15 protein-coding genes are annotated in these 19,147 nt (G+C 72.8%); 5 read left to right on the top strand and 10 right to left on the bottom strand.

What is annotated here, in order from left to right; genetic code table 11:
• Positions 1-54 precede the first annotated feature (54 nt).
• From trpA to WMF36_RS06260, 6 genes are all read right to left on the bottom strand, one after another.
• The gene (gene trpA / locus WMF36_RS06285; RefSeq protein WP_437578695.1) at positions 55-879 is read right to left on the bottom strand and encodes a tryptophan synthase subunit alpha; all 825 of its coding nucleotides are present in this window, start codon (positions 877-879) and stop codon (positions 55-57) included.
• Positions 876-2,069: a tryptophan synthase subunit beta gene (trpB, locus tag WMF36_RS06280; RefSeq protein ID WP_437578694.1), complete on the bottom strand. Its 1,194-nt coding sequence runs from the start codon at positions 2,067-2,069 to the stop codon at positions 876-878. The genes trpA and trpB overlap by 4 nt, the downstream gene beginning before the upstream one ends.
• 51 nt (positions 2,070-2,120) lie before the next feature.
• Complete coding sequence (gene trpCF / locus WMF36_RS06275; RefSeq protein ID WP_437578693.1) at positions 2,121-3,605, bottom strand: bifunctional indole-3-glycerol-phosphate synthase TrpC/phosphoribosylanthranilate isomerase TrpF; 1,485 nt, start codon at positions 3,603-3,605, stop codon at positions 2,121-2,123.
• The gene (gene trpD / locus WMF36_RS06270) at positions 3,598-4,641 is read right to left on the bottom strand and encodes an anthranilate phosphoribosyltransferase (RefSeq protein WP_437581859.1); all 1,044 of its coding nucleotides are present in this window, start codon (positions 4,639-4,641) and stop codon (positions 3,598-3,600) included. The genes trpCF and trpD overlap by 8 nt, the downstream gene beginning before the upstream one ends.
• Positions 4,642-5,244: 603 nt before the next feature.
• Entirely contained in the window at positions 5,245-6,111 is an 867-nt protein-coding gene (locus WMF36_RS06265; RefSeq protein WP_437578692.1) for a hypothetical protein, read from the bottom strand.
• A complete protein-coding gene (locus tag WMF36_RS06260; RefSeq protein WP_437578691.1) occupies positions 6,108-8,069 on the bottom strand; it encodes a redoxin domain-containing protein in 1,962 nt (653 codons plus the stop codon). Before WMF36_RS06260 ends, WMF36_RS06265 begins: the two co-directional genes overlap by 4 nt.
• A 343-nt stretch (positions 8,070-8,412) precedes the next feature.
• Between WMF36_RS06260 and WMF36_RS06255 the strand changes: the two genes are divergently transcribed.
• Entirely contained in the window at positions 8,413-8,886 is a 474-nt protein-coding gene (locus tag WMF36_RS06255; protein ID WP_437578690.1) for a response regulator, read from the top strand.
• Between the two features lie 76 nt (positions 8,887-8,962).
• Here WMF36_RS06255 and WMF36_RS06250 read toward each other — a convergent pair whose 3' ends face one another.
• The gene (locus WMF36_RS06250) at positions 8,963-9,550 is read right to left on the bottom strand and encodes a Uma2 family endonuclease (protein WP_437578689.1); all 588 of its coding nucleotides are present in this window, start codon (positions 9,548-9,550) and stop codon (positions 8,963-8,965) included.
• Positions 9,551-9,813: 263 nt separating this feature from the next.
• Here WMF36_RS06250 and WMF36_RS06245 point away from each other — a divergent pair, with 263 nt between their 5' ends.
• The 4 genes from WMF36_RS06245 (at position 9,814) to WMF36_RS06230 (ending at position 15,352) form a co-directional block, all read left to right on the top strand.
• On the top strand, positions 9,814-12,192 hold the full coding sequence (locus tag WMF36_RS06245; RefSeq protein ID WP_437578688.1) for a sulfatase: 2,379 nt from the start codon (positions 9,814-9,816) through the stop codon (positions 12,190-12,192).
• Positions 12,193-12,209: 17 nt separating this feature from the next.
• On the top strand, positions 12,210-13,301 hold the full coding sequence (locus WMF36_RS06240) for a formylglycine-generating enzyme family protein (protein ID WP_437578687.1): 1,092 nt from the start codon (positions 12,210-12,212) through the stop codon (positions 13,299-13,301).
• A 135-nt stretch (positions 13,302-13,436) separates the two neighbouring features.
• Positions 13,437-14,051 carry an SH3 domain-containing protein gene (locus WMF36_RS06235; protein ID WP_437578686.1) on the top strand — a complete coding sequence of 205 codons (615 nt, stop codon included), beginning with the start codon at positions 13,437-13,439 and terminating at the stop codon, positions 14,049-14,051.
• Positions 14,048-15,352, top strand: a complete 1,305-nt coding sequence (locus tag WMF36_RS06230) for a guanine deaminase (RefSeq protein ID WP_437578685.1) — start codon at positions 14,048-14,050, stop codon at positions 15,350-15,352. The genes WMF36_RS06235 and WMF36_RS06230 overlap by 4 nt, the downstream gene beginning before the upstream one ends.
• A 45-nt stretch (positions 15,353-15,397) precedes the next feature.
• On the opposite strand, the gene WMF36_RS06225 is transcribed toward WMF36_RS06230, so the two are convergent.
• The 3 genes from WMF36_RS06225 to WMF36_RS06215 all read right to left on the bottom strand — a co-directional run bounded on the left by WMF36_RS06225 (position 15,398) and on the right by WMF36_RS06215 (position 19,147).
• Positions 15,398-15,568 (bottom strand): hypothetical protein, encoded by a 171-nt coding sequence (locus tag WMF36_RS06225; RefSeq protein WP_437578684.1) that lies wholly within the window; start codon positions 15,566-15,568, stop codon positions 15,398-15,400.
• A gap of 200 nt (positions 15,569-15,768) precedes the next feature.
• Positions 15,769-17,142 (bottom strand): hypothetical protein, encoded by a 1,374-nt coding sequence (locus tag WMF36_RS06220; RefSeq protein WP_437578683.1) that lies wholly within the window; start codon positions 17,140-17,142, stop codon positions 15,769-15,771.
• Between the two features lie 619 nt (positions 17,143-17,761).
• The gene (locus WMF36_RS06215) at positions 17,762-19,147 is read right to left on the bottom strand and encodes a CCA tRNA nucleotidyltransferase (RefSeq protein WP_437578682.1); all 1,386 of its coding nucleotides are present in this window, start codon (positions 19,145-19,147) and stop codon (positions 17,762-17,764) included.

Below are 19,147 nucleotides of genomic sequence, written 5' to 3'. Positions count from 1 at the left end.
CCGCGCAAGTGGCGGCGCCGCGCGGCATCGAGAGGACGGCGGCGACCGCCGCGGTCAGCGCACCGTGGCCGCCTTCATCTCGCGGACGAAGCTCGCGACGGCGCGCGCGGCCGCCTCGGGATCGCCGAGGTTCGCGGCGATCCGCTGGACGACCGCGGACCCGCTGATCACGCCGAACGCCCCGGCGGCGAGGGCGTCGCGCACGTGCTCGGGCTTCGAGATGCCGAAGCCGAGGATCGCGGGCGGCGCGCCGAACCGGCGCAGCGTCTCGAGGAGCGTGCCGTGGCCGAGGCGCAGCTGCTCGTCCGCCCCCGTCACGCCCTTGCGCGTGACGCAGTAGGTGTACGCAGCGCACCGCTCCGCGAGCAGCTTCAGCGTCGGCTCCGAGGCGTTGAGCGGCGCGATCAGCACCGGCGCCACGCCCACCTCGCGCGCCGCCGCCACGTACGGCTCCGACTCCCTCACCGGCACGTCGGCGACGAGCACGCTGTCGACCCCGGCCGCGGCCACCGACGCGTAGAAGCCCTTGAGATCGCGGTGCTTCACCAGGTTCGCGTACGTCAGGATGCCGACCGGCACGTCCTTCACCTCCGCCCGGAACCGCGCGAGGAGCTCGATGCAGTCGGGCGGCCGCACGCCGGCCGCGAGCGCCCGCACGGCGGCGGCCTGGATCGTCGGGCCGTCCGCGATCGGATCCGAGAACGGGATCCCGACCTCGATGGCGTCCGCGCCGCCCTCCACCGCCGCGCGGAGCAGCCGCGCGCTCGTGGCGAGGTCCGGATCCCCGAGCATCAGGAAGGGGATGAACGCCCCCTCCCCCCGCTGCCGCAGCCGCTCGAATGCGCGATCGTAGCGCGTCGTCATCGCTTCCCGACTCATGTCGACCTCCCGGGATCGAGCAGCTTCTGCGCCTGCTCCATGTCCTTGTCTCCGCGGCCCGACAGGTTCACGACGAGCACCGTCTCGCGCCCTGCTTGCGCCGCCTCCGCCGCCATCTTCATCGCGTGCGCGATCGCGTGCGCCGACTCGAACGCCGGGATGATGCCCTCGCTGCGCGCGAGCCGCTGGAACGCGTCGAGCGCCTCCTGGTCGGTCGCCGCCACGTAGGTCGCCCGGCCCGACGTCATGAGGTGCGCGTGCTCCGGCCCGACGCCGGGGTAGTCGAGCCCCGCCGACACCGAGTGCGTCTCGGCGACCTGCCCGTGCTCATCCTGGAGGATGTAGGTCTCCGACCCGTGCAGCACGCCCGGGCGGCCCTTGAGGAGCGTCGCGCCGTGCATGCTGGTCGACAGGCCGTGGCCGGCGGGCTCGACGCCGACGAGCGCCACGTCCTTGTCCGGGATGAACTCGGAGAAGATCCCCATCGCGTTGCTGCCGCCGCCCACGCACGCGACCACCGCGTCGGGCAGGCGCCCCTCCGACTCCAGGATCTGCGCGCGGGCCTCGCGGCCGATCACCCACTGGAAGTCGCGCACGATCGTGGGGAACGGGTGCGGGCCGGCGACCGTCCCGATCAGGTAGTGCGTGTCCTCGTAGCTCTCGGTCCAGTAGCGCAGCGCCTCGTTGAGGGCGTCCTTCAGCGTCTGCGAGCCCGAGGTCACCGGCACCACCTCGGCCCCCATGAGGCGCATCCGGAAGACGTTGAGCCGCTGCCGCTCCACGTCCTTCGCGCCCATGTAGATGCGCGTGGGGAGCCCGAGCAGGGCCCCGATCATCGCGGTCGCGACGCCGTGCTGGCCGGCCCCGGTCTCGGCGATGAGCCGCCGCTTGCCCATGCGCCGCGCGAGCAGCCCCTGGCCGAGCGCCTGGTTCGTCTTGTGCGCGCCGCCGTGGAGCAGGTCCTCGCGCTTGAGGTACACCTTCACGCGCGGGTCGCCGGTCAGGTTGCGGCACAGGGTCAGCGGCGTCGGGCGCCCCGCGTAGCTCGTCAGCAAGGCGTTGAACTCCGCCGCGAACGACGGATCGCCGCGCGCCTCCAGGTACGCGCGCTCGAGCTGCTCGAGCGCGGGTACGAGGATCTCCGGGACATAGGCGCCGCCGAAGGCGCCAAAGCGACCGCTTTGCTGCATGGTGATTGCCTCGATCCGTCGATGGTGCGTGGTGCGTTGTGGAAGATGCGGTCAGGGAGAAGCGGGGTCCGCCGGGGCCGCGGGGCCAGGGTCGTGGCGCGAGGGGCCGCGCGCGCAGTCGAACAGCCGCACGAGCAGGTCGGCGCACTTCTCACCGGGCGCGCTCTCGACGCCCGAGCTCACGTCGAGCGCCCACGCCCCGACCCCGCGCGCCGCGGCGACGTTGTCCGGCGTGAGCCCGCCCGCGAGCAGGCTCCGGGCCCGCGCCGGGTGGTCCTCGATCGCGCTCCAGGCGAACGTCCGCCCGGTGCCTCCCCGCGCCTCGGCCGTGCGCGTGTCGAAGACGAGCCGATCGGCGCGGCGCTCGACCTCGGCGCCCGCGCCGGCCGCGCCGGCCGCGCCCGAGGCGCCGGCCGCGCCGGCCGCCTCGCCGGACGGCGCCATGGGGACCGCCTTCCAGATCTCGCAGCCCTCGGGGAGCGCGCGCCGCAGCCCCTCGACGTACGCGGCGTCCTCGTCGCCGTGCAGCTGCACGGCGCGGAGCCCGAGCGCGCGCGCCGTATCGGCGACGAAGCCCGCGGACTGATTGAGGAAAACGCCGACGAAGGGCAGCCCCGCGGCGGTGGCGATCGCGATCTCGGCCTGCTCGCGCGTCACCCGCCGCGGCGAGGCCTCGGCGAAGACGAGGCCGCCGAAGCGGGCCCCGAGCCGCTCCGCCTCGCGCGCGTCCCCCGCCCGGGTCAGGCCGCAGACCTTCACCCTGCCGTTCACCAGCGCGCGCGCGGCGTCGGCGATGTCGGGGCTGCGCATGAGCGAGGTGCCGACGAGGAACCCGTCGACCGAGCGCGCGAGCCGCTCCACGTGGGCGCGCGACTCGACGCCCGACTCCGCGATGACGATCCGGTCGCGCGGCACGCGCGGGGCGAGCCGCTCCGAGACGGCGAGATCGACCTTGAGCGTCCTGAGATCGCGGTTGTTGATGCCGATCACGGGCGCGGGCAGCGCGAGCGCGCGGTCGAGCTCCGCCTCGTCGTGGACCTCGACGAGGCAGTCCATGCCGAGCGCCTCGGCCGCGCCCAGGCAGAGGAGCGCTGTCGCGTCGTCGAGCACCGACAGCATGAGCAGGATCGCGTCCGCGCCGCGCGACCGCGCCTCGACCACCTGGTAAGGGCCCACGACGAAGTCCTTGCAGAGGAGCGGGACGTCCAGGACCTCGCGCACGGCCTGGAGGATCTCGAAGCTGCCCTGGAAGAAGGGCTCGTCGGTCAGCACGCTCACCGCGTCGGCGACACCGTAGTAGGCGGCGGCGACGGCGTGCGGGTCGAAGTCCGGCCGGATCAGGCCTTCTGACGGGGACGCCTTCTTGCACTCCAGGACGAACCGCGCGCCCGGCGCGGAGAGCGCGCGCCGGAGGCTCCGCGAGGTGGGCGGGGCGTTCGCCCTGAGGACGGCGAGCGGGGTGCGCCGCTCGCGCTCCGCCACGTCCGCCCGTTTCCGCTCCACGATGCGCGCGAGGACATTGCTCTGCTCAGCCATGATTCGCCTCCTTGCGCGCTTCTTGAGACCCTTCCCGGCTCAGCGCCACGAAGCGCGCGAGCCGCTCCGCCGCGCGCCCCGAGCTCAGCGCGTCGAGCGCCGTGGCCGTCCCCTCGCGCAGGCTGTCGGCGCGCCCGCCGATCCAGAGCAGCGCTCCCGCGTTGAGGGCGACGGCGTCGCGGTGCGCGGGCTCGCCGCGCCCGGCGAGGAGGTCGCGGAGCCACACCGCGTTCTCGGCCGGGCCGGCGCCCCGGAGCGCCTCGATCGGCGCGGGCGAGACCCCGGCGTCCGACGGATCGAGCGTGAGCTCCTCGACGACCCCGTCGCGGAGCCGGGCGGCGCGGGTCGGGGCGTGCAGGGCGATCTCGTCGAGGCCTCCGCCGTGCACGACGAGCGCGGCCTGGCAGCCGAGCATCCCGAGCGTGCGCGCGGCGTGGGTGACGAGCTCCGGATCGTAGATGCCCATCACCTGGATCGGCGGCGCGCTCGGGTTCACGAGGGGGCCGAGCAGGTTCATGATCGTGCGCACCTTGAGGGCGCGGCGCACCGGCATCGCGTGGCGGAGGCCGGCGTGGTACTGCGGCGCGAAGAGGAAGCAGAAGCCGACCTCGTCGAGGGCCCGGCGCGAGACCTCGGCCGGCGGGTCGAGCCGGGCGCCGAGCGCCTCGAGGGCGTCGGCGGAGCCGCACTGCGACGAGACCGAGCGGTTGCCGTGCTTGGCGACCGGCAGCCCCCCTTCGGCCGCGACGAAGGCGACGGCGGTCGACACGTTGACGGTACACTGCCCGTCGCCCCCGGTGCCGCAGCAGTCGGCGAACGCGTAGGCCGGCCGCGCGAACGGCGCCGAGGCCCCCCGGAGCGCGCGCGCGGCGCCGGCGATCTCGGCGGGGGTCTCGCCCTTCGCCTTGAGCGCGACGAGCAGCGCGGAGAGCTCGATCTCGGTCAGCGCCCCCGCGACCACGTCACGGAACAGCGCCTCGGTCTGCTCGGCGGAGAGGTCCACGCCCGCGCAGAGCGCATCGATCACTGCATGCATCATGGTTCGCTCCTCATGTTCACGGCCGTTGCGGCAGACACGGATCCTCGGGATTCGAGCGTCGGACTGCGGCGCACTGCATAGCGGACAAAAACGAAAAGGCCCACCGTTGTTCGGCGGGCCCATTTTCTTCTTTCCTTCAGGTCGGCCTCCCCGGAGGGAGGCGCGTTACCCGTCGTTGGGGCCCGCCTTGGTACAGTACCAGCGCCACCAGCGCAGCCCGGCCACGCGCGAGCCCACCTGGGCGGCCCCGCGCGACCGGCCTGCGCCGAGGACGAAAACCTCGGAGCCGGAGCGAGCGGGGGACGCGGGGAGCGCGCGGGACATGCGGGGAACATAGCTTGCGGTCGCGCGGGGGGTCAAGCGGGTTCGCGGCGGTTTCCGCTTCGCTGGTTCTGTCGGTCTTGTCTGTCGTCCACCTGCCACCTGCCGGCGCGCTGCCGCGACGCGCCGCTTCTCTATCGCTCTGGCGCCTGGCGGGTATCCGTGCGGTCGGGGCGCGGGTGTGCGGGACAGACGCTGTGGCAGAATCCACATGGCGGGAGATATCCATGCTCGGCGGGCTCGGTCCTCACCCGTGCTCCCTCGCATCGAGATAGGCGGTTACCTCGAGATCACGAGCCATGTCAGCTCGTCGATCCCGGAGCCCGGCGCCGTCCGGACGACCGCGCCGTCGGCCTCGCCGGCGGCCGGCGCCGAGAGCTTGCCGTCGTACTCGCTCATGCTCCGGAAGCTCACGCGCGTTCCGGGCGTCAGATCCGAGGGTGCCTGGACCCCGATGGGCGCGCCGCTCGTCGTCGCGAACGGGTACAGCGCATAGACCGCCACGATCTCCTCACCGCCCAGATCGGGGAGCGGGGGCACGCGCTCCGGCGGGATCCTCCGGGCCGCGATGTCGTGGGGGGACGCGCCGAGCGGCGCCGCGAGGTCGGCGCGGCTCACGGTGAGCCGGAGGCCGTCGCCGACCTCCAGGGTCTGCGGATCGCTGCTGTCCGAGCCAAGGACGGCGCCCGCCGGCAGGGCCGGCACGAAGAGCGACCCCGCGTCGACGGTGGCCGTGTCGCGGAAGCGCAGCGGGAACATGGCCACGCCCCGGCGCGGCGTCGTCCCCGCGTCCTCGATCGATTTCACCACGAAGTCGACAGGCGGCTCCGCGTCGCAGAGGAAGGTGAAGCGGCCACCCTCCTTCGATCTGTCGGAGTAGCAGACCGCGGTGTTGCACAGGAGCACGGGAGCGCCGACGATCGGCTGCCCCGCTTCGTCCACGAGCACGCCCGTCACGCCGGGCCCCGCGGGAGCACCACCGGCGCCAGCGCCGCCCGCCGCACCGCCGCCGCCCGCCGCATCGCCCCCGCCGCCGCCGCCCGCCGCTGCGCTTCCTCCCGCGTGCCCGGCCCCGCTCGTCGAGCCGCCGCCATCGCAGGCGGGCGTGACGAGGGCAACCAGCAGGAGCAGGGCCCGGCGCATCATTCGGCGAGCGCCTGCTCGATGACGGCCGTCATGGCATCCGGATCGTACTCGTGCGTCGCGTACCGGACGATGCCGTCCTTTCCGACGATCACGTCGACCGGGAAGGGATTGGGCCCGGGAAAGCTGGACGTCACGGCGGTGTAGGTGCTCGCGGTCTCCTCGAGCCCGACCGGGAAGCTGACCTTGATGTTGTCGCAGTACGCCTGCACCTGGCCGATCTGATCGACCGGCTCCCTCGGGTTCAGGGCGACGACCTGCAGACCCCGGTCCTTGTACTTGAGCCAGAACCGCTCTTCGGTGTCCGGCAGGTGGTTGGCGCAGACCGGGCAGAAGGTGGCAAAGTACGTGAGCAACAGCACGCTCCCGGCCGACTCCTCCGAGGTCCACGTCGAGCCGTCCAGCATCGTGCCGGTGGTCGCGGGCAGGGGCGCGCCGACGCTCACACCGGGCGCGTTGCCGACGAGGTAGGTCTTGCGCACCGGGGCCGCGGGGTCGTCGGAGACGATATGGAGATAGCCGATCTCCTGGTCCGTGGCCGATGCGAGGTAGGTCAGGTCGAGCTCGATCTTCTCGCCGGGCGCGATCCGGGCCTGGCGCGGCTCGACGCGGAACGCGGAGCCGCTGATCCAGTTGTCCACCAGCGTGAGCGGCGCCGTCCCCTGGTTCGTGACCTCGAGCGGGAGGGTCTTCGTGTCCCCGACGGCGACCGGACCGAAATCGATCCTGGCCGCGGCCTCCGGGAGGCGGAGGTTCGGGGCGAGGCGGTCCGGCTCGAGGCGGTAGGAATACGGGTTCTCCCAGGTGCCGATGAACACGTCTTGCCCCCGGGCGGCCACGCCGAAGGTGCGCATCGTCGGGAGCTCGCGATCCGGATCCTCGTACTCGAAGGGCCTCGGGATGCGCACGGCCGCGATGAAGGTCGGGGCAGCGGGCGTGGACACGTCGTAGACGCGCACGTCGTTCCACGCGGCGACGAAGAGGCGGCGATCGGCGTAGGCCAGGCGGAGCGGGGTCCCGGGCATCTCGGCGCGACCGACGACGACCGGGCTCTCGAGATCCGAGATGTCGACCACGGCGACGCCCGCCGAGCCCGCCGCCACATAGGCGAAGTCGCCGTCCACGACGACGCCCTTGGCCTGGCCGCCGGTGGCCACGCGCCCGAGCTCGACCGGCGCTGTCGGATCCGTCGCGTCGACCGTGACGAGCCCGTCCACGCCGTCGGCGACGAAGACATGGTTGTCGCGCGCCGCGACCCCCCACGCGTTGGTGAACCCACCCAGGCTGCCGGCGCGCGTGAACCCGCTCTCGCTGTCGTAGCGATAGACGCCGAGGCCGTCTCCGTGCAGCCCCACGAAGAGGTTGTGGTCCGCGACGTCGACGCCCTCGTAGCTGATCCCCGGCTCCTGCAGGACATGGAGCTGCACTGGGGCCTCGGGATCGCTGATGTCCCAGCCGCTGAGGAAGGCCGGGTTCCGGATGTTGCCGAGGTGCGTGGTGAAGACGAGGTTGTCGTCCCACGCGAGGTGCTTGCAGCCGGGTGTGCGGGTATCGCCGGCGATGGTGTGCTTGAGACCCCCCGCGAGCACCTCCATGTCGGCGGGGTCCTCGGCGTTGATGACGTTGAAGGTGTAGCTGCAATTGAGGAGCAAGCCGTCGTCGCGGATGCGGACCTCATCCGTGTGGCTCCCCACCTCGTGCAGACTCTGGAGCTGCACGAGCGGGCTCAGAAAATGCCCCGGCTGGAGGGCGGTCGGGACGCACTCCCCGCCGACGTCCTCCGTGCCCTCGCCGCAGGCGACGCCGGGGCTCGTCGCCGCCGGCACGCACACGCCGTCGGCCTCCTCCGTGCCGGGGCCGCAGGACAGACCGGTCTCGCGCACGACGTCGTCGCCACCGCAGGCGGACAGGGCGAGCACGACCAGCACGGAGACCGAAGCGCGATGTCGCAGCAACGTCATGAAAAGCTCCTTGGATCTGGCGAAGTTCAGGATAGTTAATGAAGCCCGGGCAGCGTCCTTGTGAGGATACGGGTCGCCGGGGGGGCATGGGCAAGGCGATACCGAGGCGATACCGTGCTCGGGGTGGCGGCGCCGGCGCGCCCATCGCGCGCAGACCGCCATGACGCCGTCAGAACCCCGCGGTCCCCAGGTCGGGGCGCGGCTCGGAAGGGGGCGTCCCGAACCTCCCCGGGTGGGGCAAAACTCCCCTGGTCAGGCCTGCTCCTGGCCCTGGTGGCGGAACGAGGCATACAACGTGCAGTGCGCGTGCTCGCCGGCCTCGTCGGCACGGAAGGAGCTGTGCATGAGCCTCATCGACGCGTGGGCCGGCGATCCGCCGCCCCCCCCGCCCGCCGGCCGGTACGGCGCGGGCTGCCGGGTGCTCGTGGCCGAGGATGACGACGAGATGCGCGCGCTGCTGGCGTCGACGTTGAAGTGTGACGGCTTCGAGGTCATCGAGGCGAAGAACGGGCTGGAGCTCCTCGATTACCTCCTCCCCTTGTTCGCCGGCCGGGAGCCGCCCGCGCCGGTCGACGCGATCGTCAGCGACATCCAGATGCCGTGCTTCACGGGCATGGAGGTGCTCGCCGGTCTGTCCGCGGTGCGGCGCCGGCCGCCCATCGTCCTGATCACCGCCTTCGGCGAGAGCTCCACCCACGCGCTGGCGCGCTCGCTGGGCGCGGTCGCGGTGCTCGACAAACCGTTCGACCTCGACGCGCTGCGGAGCGTGATGAGCCGGGTGATCGCCGCGCGGCAGGCGCCGGAGGACCCAGGCTGAGCTCCCGGCGCGCACGCGAAGGACGCTCGACGCTCGCGCGGGCGATCCGCCATCCCCGCCCCGTCGCGCCGCCGCCCTACGCCTCGTCCGGGTCGTCCCCGAAGAGCACCCCGACCGACCCATCGATCGCGTCGAACGGCTCTGCCCTGACCCGCTCGCCCCGCTCCGCCGTGAGCACGTTCAGATACCCCCCCTCCATCCAGCGATGCACGGTGAGCACCTCGTTCATCGGATCCACGATCCAGTAGTGCGGCACCTGGCATCGGTGATACGTGCGCAGCTTCTTCACGAGGTCGTTGCGCGTGTTCGAGGGGCTCAGCACCTCGCAGACCCAGTCGGGACGCACGAGGATCGGCGTCTTGTCGGGCAGCTCGGGGAGGCGCTCACGCCGCCAGCCCACCACGTCCGGGCGGTAGATGTCGTGCTCCTCGAATCCCACCTCGACCTCGGTGGCGAACCACCACCCCCCGGGCCAGCGACCTCCCGGCCGCCGGTTGTAGGGCCGGAACACGATCCCGGCGAGCGATGCCTGGGCCCCGCCGTGCTTCGGCGAGGGCATCGCCTTCGGGACGAGATCGCCGTCGATGATCTCGTGAAAGCGCTGTGCCTCGGGGATGGCCAGCAGATCCGCGATCGTGGCGAGCTTGCGCGCGGGGAGCGACACGGCTCCTCCATCCTGCCGTACCCGCCCGGAGCCCGCCAGCGCGCATGCGCCCGGACGCCGCGCGGGCCCCCAGCGCCCGGCCTCGACCCCGAGCGCCCTCCCGCCGCCCTCGGCCCATCCGCTCCCGACCCATCCGCTCCCGCAGGATACTTTCCGGCTCCGTGCACCGATGGTAGGCCCCCGTTCTGCAGGGCGCACGACCTCGCGGCCAGGCGCGACAGGCCCTCGCGAGGCGCCCGCGCGGCCCTCTCCCCTGTGTGCCCATGATCACCGCCGAACCAGGTCCCCCGCCGCCGAGCGCCGCCGGCGCTCATGATAGCGTCCCGCCGCGATCGCCGAGCGGTCCGCCCGCCCGCCCGAGCGCGCCGCCGGCGCGGTCCGTCCCCCCGCCGCCGCGCCGCAGCGCCTGGACCACCCGCCTCGGCGAGGCCTGCGTGCTCGGCCTCGGCGTCGCGTCGCTCTCGGCGGTCCCGACCGCGCTGCGCACCGCGCGCGCCGGCGCGTCGTTCCTCGATGGGCTCCTCGTCGGCACCGCGATCCTGCTCCCGCTCGTCACGCTCGCGCTCATCCTCTCGCGCGCCGCCGGCCGCGGCTTCCGCGGCATCGTCGGCGCGGGCGGCGAGCGCCTCGCCGTCCTCCGCGTCGCGCTGTGGATCGGCGTCGCCGTGCCCGTGCTCGCCGCGCTCGCCGCCCTCCTCAAGGCGGCGACCCACCACCGCGGCCTCGCCGGCGCGACGTTCGGCGTCCTCGGCCTCGCCGGCGTCGTGGCCGCGGCGCTCCTCACCCAGCGCCTCGTCGCGCTCGGCGACCGCCTCGCCGCCCGCGGCGTGAAGCCGTGGATCCTCGCCGTCGCCGGCGCCGCCCTCGGCGTCCTGCCCCTCGTCGCCGCCTTCGCGCCGCTCGCCGCCTCCGCGGGCAGCACCCCCGGCGACGCCGGCGCCGCCGTGCGCGCCGCCATCGTCGACGGCGCCATCGCGCTCGTGGCGACCGCGCTCGTCTCCAGCGTCGACCTCAGCGCCGCGGTGGGCCGCATCGCCGGCATCGCGGGCGTCCCGCTCGCCGCCCTGGTCCTCATGAGCGCGACCGCCCGGGTCGAGTCGTTCCCCCCGCTCGGCCAGGCCGTGCGCGCCGGTGGCGGGCTCGCGGCGACCCTCTTCGGCGCGCTCGAGCGGTGGACCGACCGCGACGGCGACGGGATGGGCTCGCACTTCGGCGGCCTCGACTGCGACGAGGGCGACCCCACCCGGTATCACGGCGCGCGGGACATCCCGGGCGACGGCATCGACCAGGGTTGCGGCGACGCAGCCCTGGGCGACGCCTCCCGGCCCGCCGGGGCGCTCGCGGGCCCCGCTGCCCCTCCTGCCAGCGCCGCACCGACCGCACCGGCCGCACCGGCCGCACCGGCCGCACCGGCCGCACTGGCCGCGACCGCGCGCGCCGCCGCCGTGCCCGCGGCGCGCGACGATCCCGGCGCGGTGATCCCGGCCGTCCTGACCAGGACCACCTCCCCCGCCGCCACGCCCGCCTCCGCCCCCGCCTCCGCGCCGGAGCGCCCCGACATCCTCCTCGTCACCCTCGACGCGGTCCGCGCCGACCACACGTCGGCTTACGGCTACGGCCGCGACACGAGCCCGCGGCTTGCCGAGCTCGCGGCCCGCGGCGTGCTGTTCGAGCGCGCCTATGCCGCCTCGAGCGAGACGCAGCGGGCCATCGCGCCGCTCGTCACCGGCCGCCGCCTCAACCGGGCGGCGCGCGACCGCCGCGCGTGGCCGACGCTGCTGCCCGGGAACGACACCCTCGCCGAGCGCATGAAGCGCGCCGGCTACCTCACCGCCGCGGTCAGCTCGTTCACCTGGATCAGCCAGGAGCGCGGCTTCGACCAGGGGTTCGATCGCTTCGAGACCGTCTACGGCGAGGCCCACCCCGAGCGCGAGGCGACCGGTCACCTCGCGGTCAAGAAGGCCATCGAGCTCCTCGAGGGCGACGCCCGGCGCGCGCAGCCGGTCTTCCTCTGGCTCCACCTCTTCGACGCCCACGAGCGCTACGTCGCCCACCCCGGCATCCGCTTCGGCTCCGGCAGGACGGCCGCCTACGACGGCGAGATCGCCTACGTCGACCGGCAGCTCGGCGCCCTGCTCGACGCCGTGGCCCGGGGCCCCCGCGCCGGCCGCACCGCGATCATCGTCCACGGCGCGCAGGGGGAGGGCCTCGGCGAGCACGCCACCTTCGGCCACGGGGTCGAGCTCTACGAGGAGGCGATCCGCGTCCCGCTCGTCGTCGCGCTCCCCGGCGCAGGTCCCGGCCGTTACCCGCACCCGGTGAGCACGGTCGACATCGCGCCCACCGTCCTCGAGCTCGGCGACGCGGAGGCCACCGCCGTCGAGGGCGGCTCCCTCGCCGCCATCGCCGCCGGCGCGGACCGCGCGCCCCGAGGACCGGTGTTCGCCCGCACCGCCCGCCGCGCGGCGGTCGTCGACGGGCACCTCAAGCTCCTCGTGCTCAACCGCAAGAAGCGCGACCGGATGCTCCTGTTCGATCTCGAGCGCGATCCCCGGGAGACCCGCGATCTTTCGAACGAGCGCGCCGGCGACGTGGCGCGGCTCCGCGAAAAGTTGTCTGCCTTCGAGTCTCCCGCGCAGTAAAGTCTACGCGAGGGAGCATGCACAGGTTCGCCCACCCGACGCGGAAGCCCGCGCCCCCCCGCGCGAGGGCGCTGCGCGCTGCCGTTGCCGTCGGCTTCGCGCTGGGCATCGCCGCGCTCGCGCTGCTCGTGGTGCGGCTCGCGGAGGCGCCGACCGTGCCGCTGACGCTCGGAGCGAGCGCCATCACGGGCGCGCGGCCGCGTCGACTCCGGTTCGAGTGGCGCCTCGTCCGCGATCGCCACTGGCAGATCGCGTCGTCTCCCGCCGAGTCGCGCGAGGCGATGGACCAGATCGAGGGCAACCGCGGCGTCTGTGCGACGGGCATGGTCGAGGTCTCCGGCCTCATGAAGCTCGACCCGACGCCGAGGGCCCAGGGCGACCTGCGCTCCATCGACGAGATGCAGCGGACGACCTGCAAGCACTGGATCAGCCGGGATTATCCGGAGCGGTGCGCGGAGTTCGATCGCGAGAGATGGCTCTCGATGTCGGGGGGCCTCGACACGAAGCCGATGCATTTCTGCATGGATCGCTACGAGTACCCCAACCAGAAGGGGGTTTATCCGTTCATCCTCGTCTCGTTCTACGAGGCGAGCGAGCTCTGCGCCGAGGAGGGCAAGCGCCTCTGTGACGAGGCCGAGTGGACCTTCGCCTGCGAGGGCGAGGAGGCGCGCCCCTACCCGTACGGGTACGTCCGCGACCCGGAGGCGTGCGTCGTCGACCAGCCGTGGCGCGCGTTCATCGAGACCGCGTTGCGCCCGCGGAGCGGCCCTGCCGCCATGGCCGAGATGGATCGGCTCTGGCAGGGCATGCCGTCCGGCGCTCAGCCGCGCTGCCGGAGCCCGTTCGGTGTGTACGACATGACCGGCAACATCGATGAGTGGACCCGTTCCGTCCGCGAAGGTGAGCGCCCCTCCATCCTGAAGGGCGGCTACTGGGGCCCCGTGCGCACGCGTTGCCGCCCTTCGACCCGCTCGCACGACGAGAACCACATGTTCTATCAGCAGGGCTTCCGCTGCTGCGCGGACCCGGGCGCTGCGCACGCCGTGCCGACGGAGCGCGCCGTCTCCAGCGACCCTGCCGCCGCCCCGCTGCCGCGCGAGCTCCGCTGACGTGCTCGCCGGCGTGGTGCCTCGTTCGACCGCGCCGCTCCGCCGCGCCGCTCCGCCGCTCCGCCGCGCACGCTCCGCCGCGCCGCTCCGCCGCGCAGTCGACCGCGCTCGCCGCAGCGCGTATCCTCTGCGCTGATGGACGACTCTCCCGCCGGACAGGGTGCCTCGCCTGGCTCCCGCGACGTGGGCGCTGCGCACGCCGGCACGCGCCTCGCTGCCCGGGCGGCGCCGCCGCCGGGCGCCGCGCCTGCCCCGCCGCGCGCGCGGCGGCTCGATCGGCTGACCGGGCTCGTGCTCCTCGCCGCCGCCGCCGTCGCGCTGCTCCCGACGGCGCCGCTCGTCCTGCGCGCGGTCGCCGGCGAGCGGTCGCCGGTGCAGGGCGCTGGCCGGTTCACGCACCTCCTGGAGGGGCGTTCCCCGGCGGCGGGGCGCTCGCGGGCTCACCCTCGCTTCCCGTTCGACGAGGAGCCGGGCGCTGACGAGCCGCGGTCGCGGCACGATGACGGCCCTTCCTTCGACGACGAGGGCGAGGAGCCGGGCGCGCCCTCGCGCCTCCAGCTGGGCATTGCCTCGCGCGGCATCACGCTGCTCGAGGAGCCGCGGGCGGACGGCGCCCGGATTGGCGCGATTGCCGCCGGCGAGCTCGTGATGATCGTGCGCGAGGCGGGCGCGTGGGCGCTCGTTACCAAGAACCAGGGGGACAGCATGGTCATGGGCTGGGCGCGCCGGAGCGAGATCGCGATCCGATGAGCGTCCGGAACGGTGGCTTGCCGCGCGCCTACCGCGGCCGTTTGCTCACGCCCCTCGCCGCGCCGGATGGCGGTGCGCAGGTCCGCTTCCTGGAGGACGCCTTGCTCGTGGTCGGCGCCGACGGCCTCATCGTCCAGGTGGCGCCGTTCGCTCCGGGCGCTTTCCGCGGGCCGGTGCTCGACCTGCGCCCTGCGGTGCTGATGCCCGGCTTCATCGACGCGCACCTGCATTTCCCGCAGACCCGCATCATTGGCAGCGCCAGCGGCGCCCTGCTTGACTGGCTCGATCGGTCTGTCTTCCCCGAGGAGGCTCGTTTCCGCGACGAGGGCTATGCCGCGCTGGTCGCGGGCGAGTTCACGGATCGTCTGCTCGCGTCGGGCACGACCACCTGCGTCGTCTATTCCAGCTCGTGCGCCGGGGCGACCGACCAGCTCTTCCGCGCCCTGCTGCGCGCTGGCTTGCGCGGCATCGCTGGCCTCACGCTCATGGACCAGAACTGCCCTGAGGCGCTCTGTGTCCCTCGCGACGAGGCCATCGCGGCGGCCCGGGATCTCGTGCAGCGCTGGCACGGCGAGGGTGGCGGCCTGCTCGAGTTCGCGATCACGCCCCGCTTTGCCCCAACGTGCTCGCGCCCCTTGCTGGAGGCGGCCGCGCGCCTCGCGCGGGATCACGACCTCCTCGTGCAGACGCACGTCGCCGAGAGTCCGGCCGAGTGCGAGGCCACCCTGCGCGAGCACCCGTGGGCGCGCGATTACGTCGACGTCTACGACCGGGTTGGCCTGCTCACCGGGCGTACCCTGCTCGCGCACGCCATTCATCTCTCGCCGCGCGAGTGGGATCGCGTCGCCGAGGCCCGCTCGTCGGTCGTCCACTGTCCCGACTCGAACTTCTTCCTGGGCAGCGGGCGCATGCGTCTTGGCGACGCCCGCGCCCGAGCTGTCCCGGTCGCGCTTGGCAGCGACGTCGGCGCGGGTCGCAGCTTCGACATGCGCCGCAGCATGTCGAGCGCCTTTGACAATGCCCTCTGCCTTGGCGACCGCCTCACCCCGTCCGCTCTCTTCGTCATGGCCACGCAGGGCACGGCCGACGCCATCGGACTGGGTCGTGTGATTGGCAGCCTCGAAGCCGGCAAGGAGGCCGATTTCCTCGCCGTCCGTTTCCCCGACCACGTGCTCAGCGACTCGGATCTATTGAACCATCTCGCCTTCGCCCCCGAGACCGCCGCAATAAAGCGCTCCTTCGTCCGCGGCAATCCCGTCCACCCCCGCCCCCCCGGCGCTCCCCCCCTGATTCACCCGTAGGCCCCCGCCGCGGCAATCCCGTCCACGCCCTCCACGGGGGCCGGTCTACTCGACTTCGTAGACCTCGAGCTCCCAGACGAGGATCTCGAAATCGCGCCGCAGGATGTACCGTGCGCCGTCGTCCCCGCGCACCTTGAAGTAGAGGTGATCGCCCCCTGGCCATCGGTCGAGGATCTCCGTCACCCGCACGCGGCGCTCGCCCAGGGTGAACGCCACGGGCTCCTCGCTTCCGCCGTGACCGGCACGGCACGCCACATCGACCCGCATCTGTCCTCGCGCAGGGTAGCAGGCCCGGGCGCCCGGCTCGCGCGATCCGCCCCCGAAGGGGAAGCTCGCCGGCCGGGCGGCGCCTTGGACCGGCGCTCTTCGACGCGATGCGCACATCCCACGCATCGCGCCCGGGAGCGCCCCCTCGCTCAGTCGGGGGTGACCGAGCAGCCGTAGAGCAGGTTCATGCTCGCCGTGTTGTCTTGCACCGCGATTGTGCACGTCTCCGGGCACAGCCGGATGAGCCCCTCGTCGATGTAGAAGGACATCGGCTTGCACTCCTCGGGGCTCTTCACCTGGGCGAAGGTCTGCTTCTGCCCGCCGTTGCTCGGCGTGAACTCGATCTGCACCGTCGCCAGATCGATGGAGTGCCCGCCTGGCGCCTCCGGCACCTCGATCTCGCACGACAGCTTGGCGCCCGAGATCACGCTGTCTGCGATCGCCTGGAACACGGCGTCGTAGGTGTCGTACTGGTTGATCGGGTATCTCAGCCCCCCGGTCATGACGCTGAGGGACTGGTACGTCGTCCCGGGATCGACCGAGCCGGGCCGGCACTGCTTCCAGGTGGCGGGCACGTCCGGCGGCCAGGGCGCGGTCGGCGGCGTGTTCTCGACGATGCCGACGAAGCTGTAGAACATGTAGTTACGCGCGCTCGTCGAGCCGAAGTACTCCGGCGCGAGCGCCGTCAGCGCCGCGTCGAAGGCCTCTGCCGAGCGGGTGCCTCCGGCCACGTTCTCGTTCTCGGGCAGATCGTCGTCGAGGTCGTGAAGGGTGATGTCGCCGTCGTCGGTTTGCGTGGCGCTCGCGCCGAGCGACTTCGTCGAGCAGTCCACGCCGTCGTCGGTGATCTCGACGAACACCTTGAGCGAGTCCATCCGGAGCCACTGCGACCACCCGGGCGACGTGGCCTCCCCCCGGGGCGGGATCGCGCCCTTCACGGTGTCGATGGCCAGACAGAGAGAGTCGAGGCTGCTGACATCCAGGTTGTACTGATAGAAGTGCGGCGGATTGGTGTTCGGGTTCGCCGGGACCGGCGAACAGCTCCCGCTGCCGAGCGGCGCCTCGATGCAGACCGACTGCTCCGCCGTCGAGCTGCCGTGCCTCGAGAGCAGGATGACGCGGTAATCGATGCCGCTCCGCTCGATGATCGAGGCGAAGTTCTGGTTGATGTTCCGCTGGACGCTGTCGATCTCCTCCGTCATGCTCTCGGAGTTGTCGATGATGAAGATGATGTCGGCCGGGCGCTGCTCATAATCGGCCTGCAAGCTGGTCGCGACACACGCGGTGTCCTCGTTGAGCGACGCGTCCTCGGTCCCTCCATCGAACTGGAACCCGCCGCCGTCCCCGATCCCGCTCCCGGTCGTATCGTCGCTCCCGCCCCCGCCCCCGCCCCCGCCGCTGCCAGAGCCGTTATTGCCGGAGCTCGCTCCACCACCCCCGCCGGAGCATCCACCGATGGATGCCGCCGCCGCAAGCAAACCCAAACCAACCAGCCCAACAAGCGTCTTCGTCGAGAGCTTCAAATCGACCTCCCAATGGGGGGCGCGATAGTGCGCAGCAACGGATGTTACCAGAGACACGTCCGGATGGATGCGATCTGCACGAAATAATCGAGCCTGACGGGAGGTAGACGACCGGCCACCACTGTCGGCACTGTCGGCCCATGTACCTTGCCTGCGACCGATCGACTCGCGATCTGGGACCGGCTCCCCTAAGGAGCGAGGAGATGGCCGAGCGCGGGTGAACGGGAGCGACGCGCGACAAGGAGGGCACGTGCAGCCCGTCGAGACCACCCTCGGGTACACGCGACGAGCGCCGCGCACAGCGATCCTATCGGCTCCCCTCGCCGCCGTGCACAGGAGTCATGTCGTCCATGACCGCGCTCCTCGCGAAGCTCGCCCCACATCCCCCGAACTCGCCCCTGCTCCGGAGACGGCAGGCCCTCCTCGGGCCAGCTCGTCGCGCGGCGTGGGGAGGGCGGGTGTCTGAGCCCAGATGACAGAGCTCCTCCGGCTTTGCCGGAGGAGCTCTGTCTCAGGCGAGTTCGGCCCTCCCCGCGCCGCGCGACGAGCTGGCCCGAGGAGGGCCGGGCAGCTCGGCAAGACCTCCCCCCTGCAACCAGGGACGAGCCTGCTCGATACCTTACTGGCCCGCGCTCTTCCCCACGACCATGTCCCGCGCCGCCGCGAGCAGGCGCTCCGGCGTGTTCGCCTCGGGCTCCTCGGTCACGACCTCGACGAGCCGCTCCAGGATCTCCCCGACGAGCCTGCCCGGCGGGATGCCGAGCTCCTTCATCAGCGTGCTGCCGTTCACGGCGAGATCCTTGGCAGACAGCGCCGCGCCCGCGGCGAGCAGCGCCTCCACGCGCTCCCGGAGCCGCCCTATCGTCGCGATGTCCTCGGTCACCTCGCGCCCCTTGCCGAGCGCGTCGGCCACGCCGATCTCGTAGAGATCCGGCGCGAGCGCCGGCGTCACCCGGCGGAGCCACCGGCGCACCGCGGCGTCCGTCCACGAGTCGTCGTAGCAGATCAGGTGGTGGCGGATGAGCGCCACGATCCGCGCGCGCTCGTCGTTGGAGAAGCGGAGCCGCGTCAGGATCGGCTCGGCCATCTCGGCGCCGATCCGCTCGTGCTCGTAGAACGTGTAGTCGCTCGTCTTCTCGGAGAACTCGCGCGTCCTCGGCTTGCCGATGTCGTGCATCAGCGCCGCCACGCGGAGGATCGGCTCGGGCTTGCACGCGTCGAGGCAGGCCATCGCGTGCCCCCACACGTCGTACGCGTGCCAGCGGTTCTGCTCGCACCCGACCGACTCCATCATCTCCGGGCAGGTGATCGAGAGCAGCTCCGTCCGGCGCATGATGTCGAATGCCACGCTCGGGCGGCGCGCGCGCATCGCCTTGAGCCACTCGTCGCGCACCCGCTCCGCGCTCACGCAGCGGAACGTCTGGTGCGACCGCGCGGTGCCCATCGCGCGCTCGGTCTCGGGGTCGAGCGCGCTCTCCAGCGTCGCCGCGAAGCGCGCCGCGCGCAGCACCCGCAGCCCGTCCTCGGCGAAGCGCTCGCCCGGATCCCCGACCGCGCGGATGATCTTCGCCTCGAGGTCCCGCTGGCCGCCGAACGGATCGATGAGGTGTCCGTCGACCGGGTCGAGCGCGATGGCGTTCATGGTGAAGTCCCGCCGCGCGAGATCGGCCGTGATGTCGTCCACGAACTCGACCCGGTCAGGCCGCCTCCCGTCGCTGTAGGTCCCGTCGCCCCGCAGCGTCGTCACCTCGTACGGCACGCCGCGCACGACGACGGTCACCGTCCCGTGCTGGATCCCGGTCGGGATCACCTTCCGGAACGCGGCCACGACCTCGTCCGGCCGCGCGTCGGTCGCCACGTCCCAGTCCTTGGCGGGCTCCCCGCGGAGCAGGTCGCGCACGCACCCGCCGACGATCCAGCCGCGCTTGCCGCGCTCGCGGAGGCGGCGACAGATGCCGAGCACGTCCTCGGGGACGAGGTCGATGAGGTGATCTATCCGGGTCAC

It is taken from the genome of Sorangium sp. So ce887 (assembly GCF_051521455.1).
GTDB lineage: Bacteria > Myxococcota_A > Polyangia > Polyangiales > Polyangiaceae > Sorangium.
This window is presented reverse-complemented; position numbering and strand designations above follow the sequence as displayed.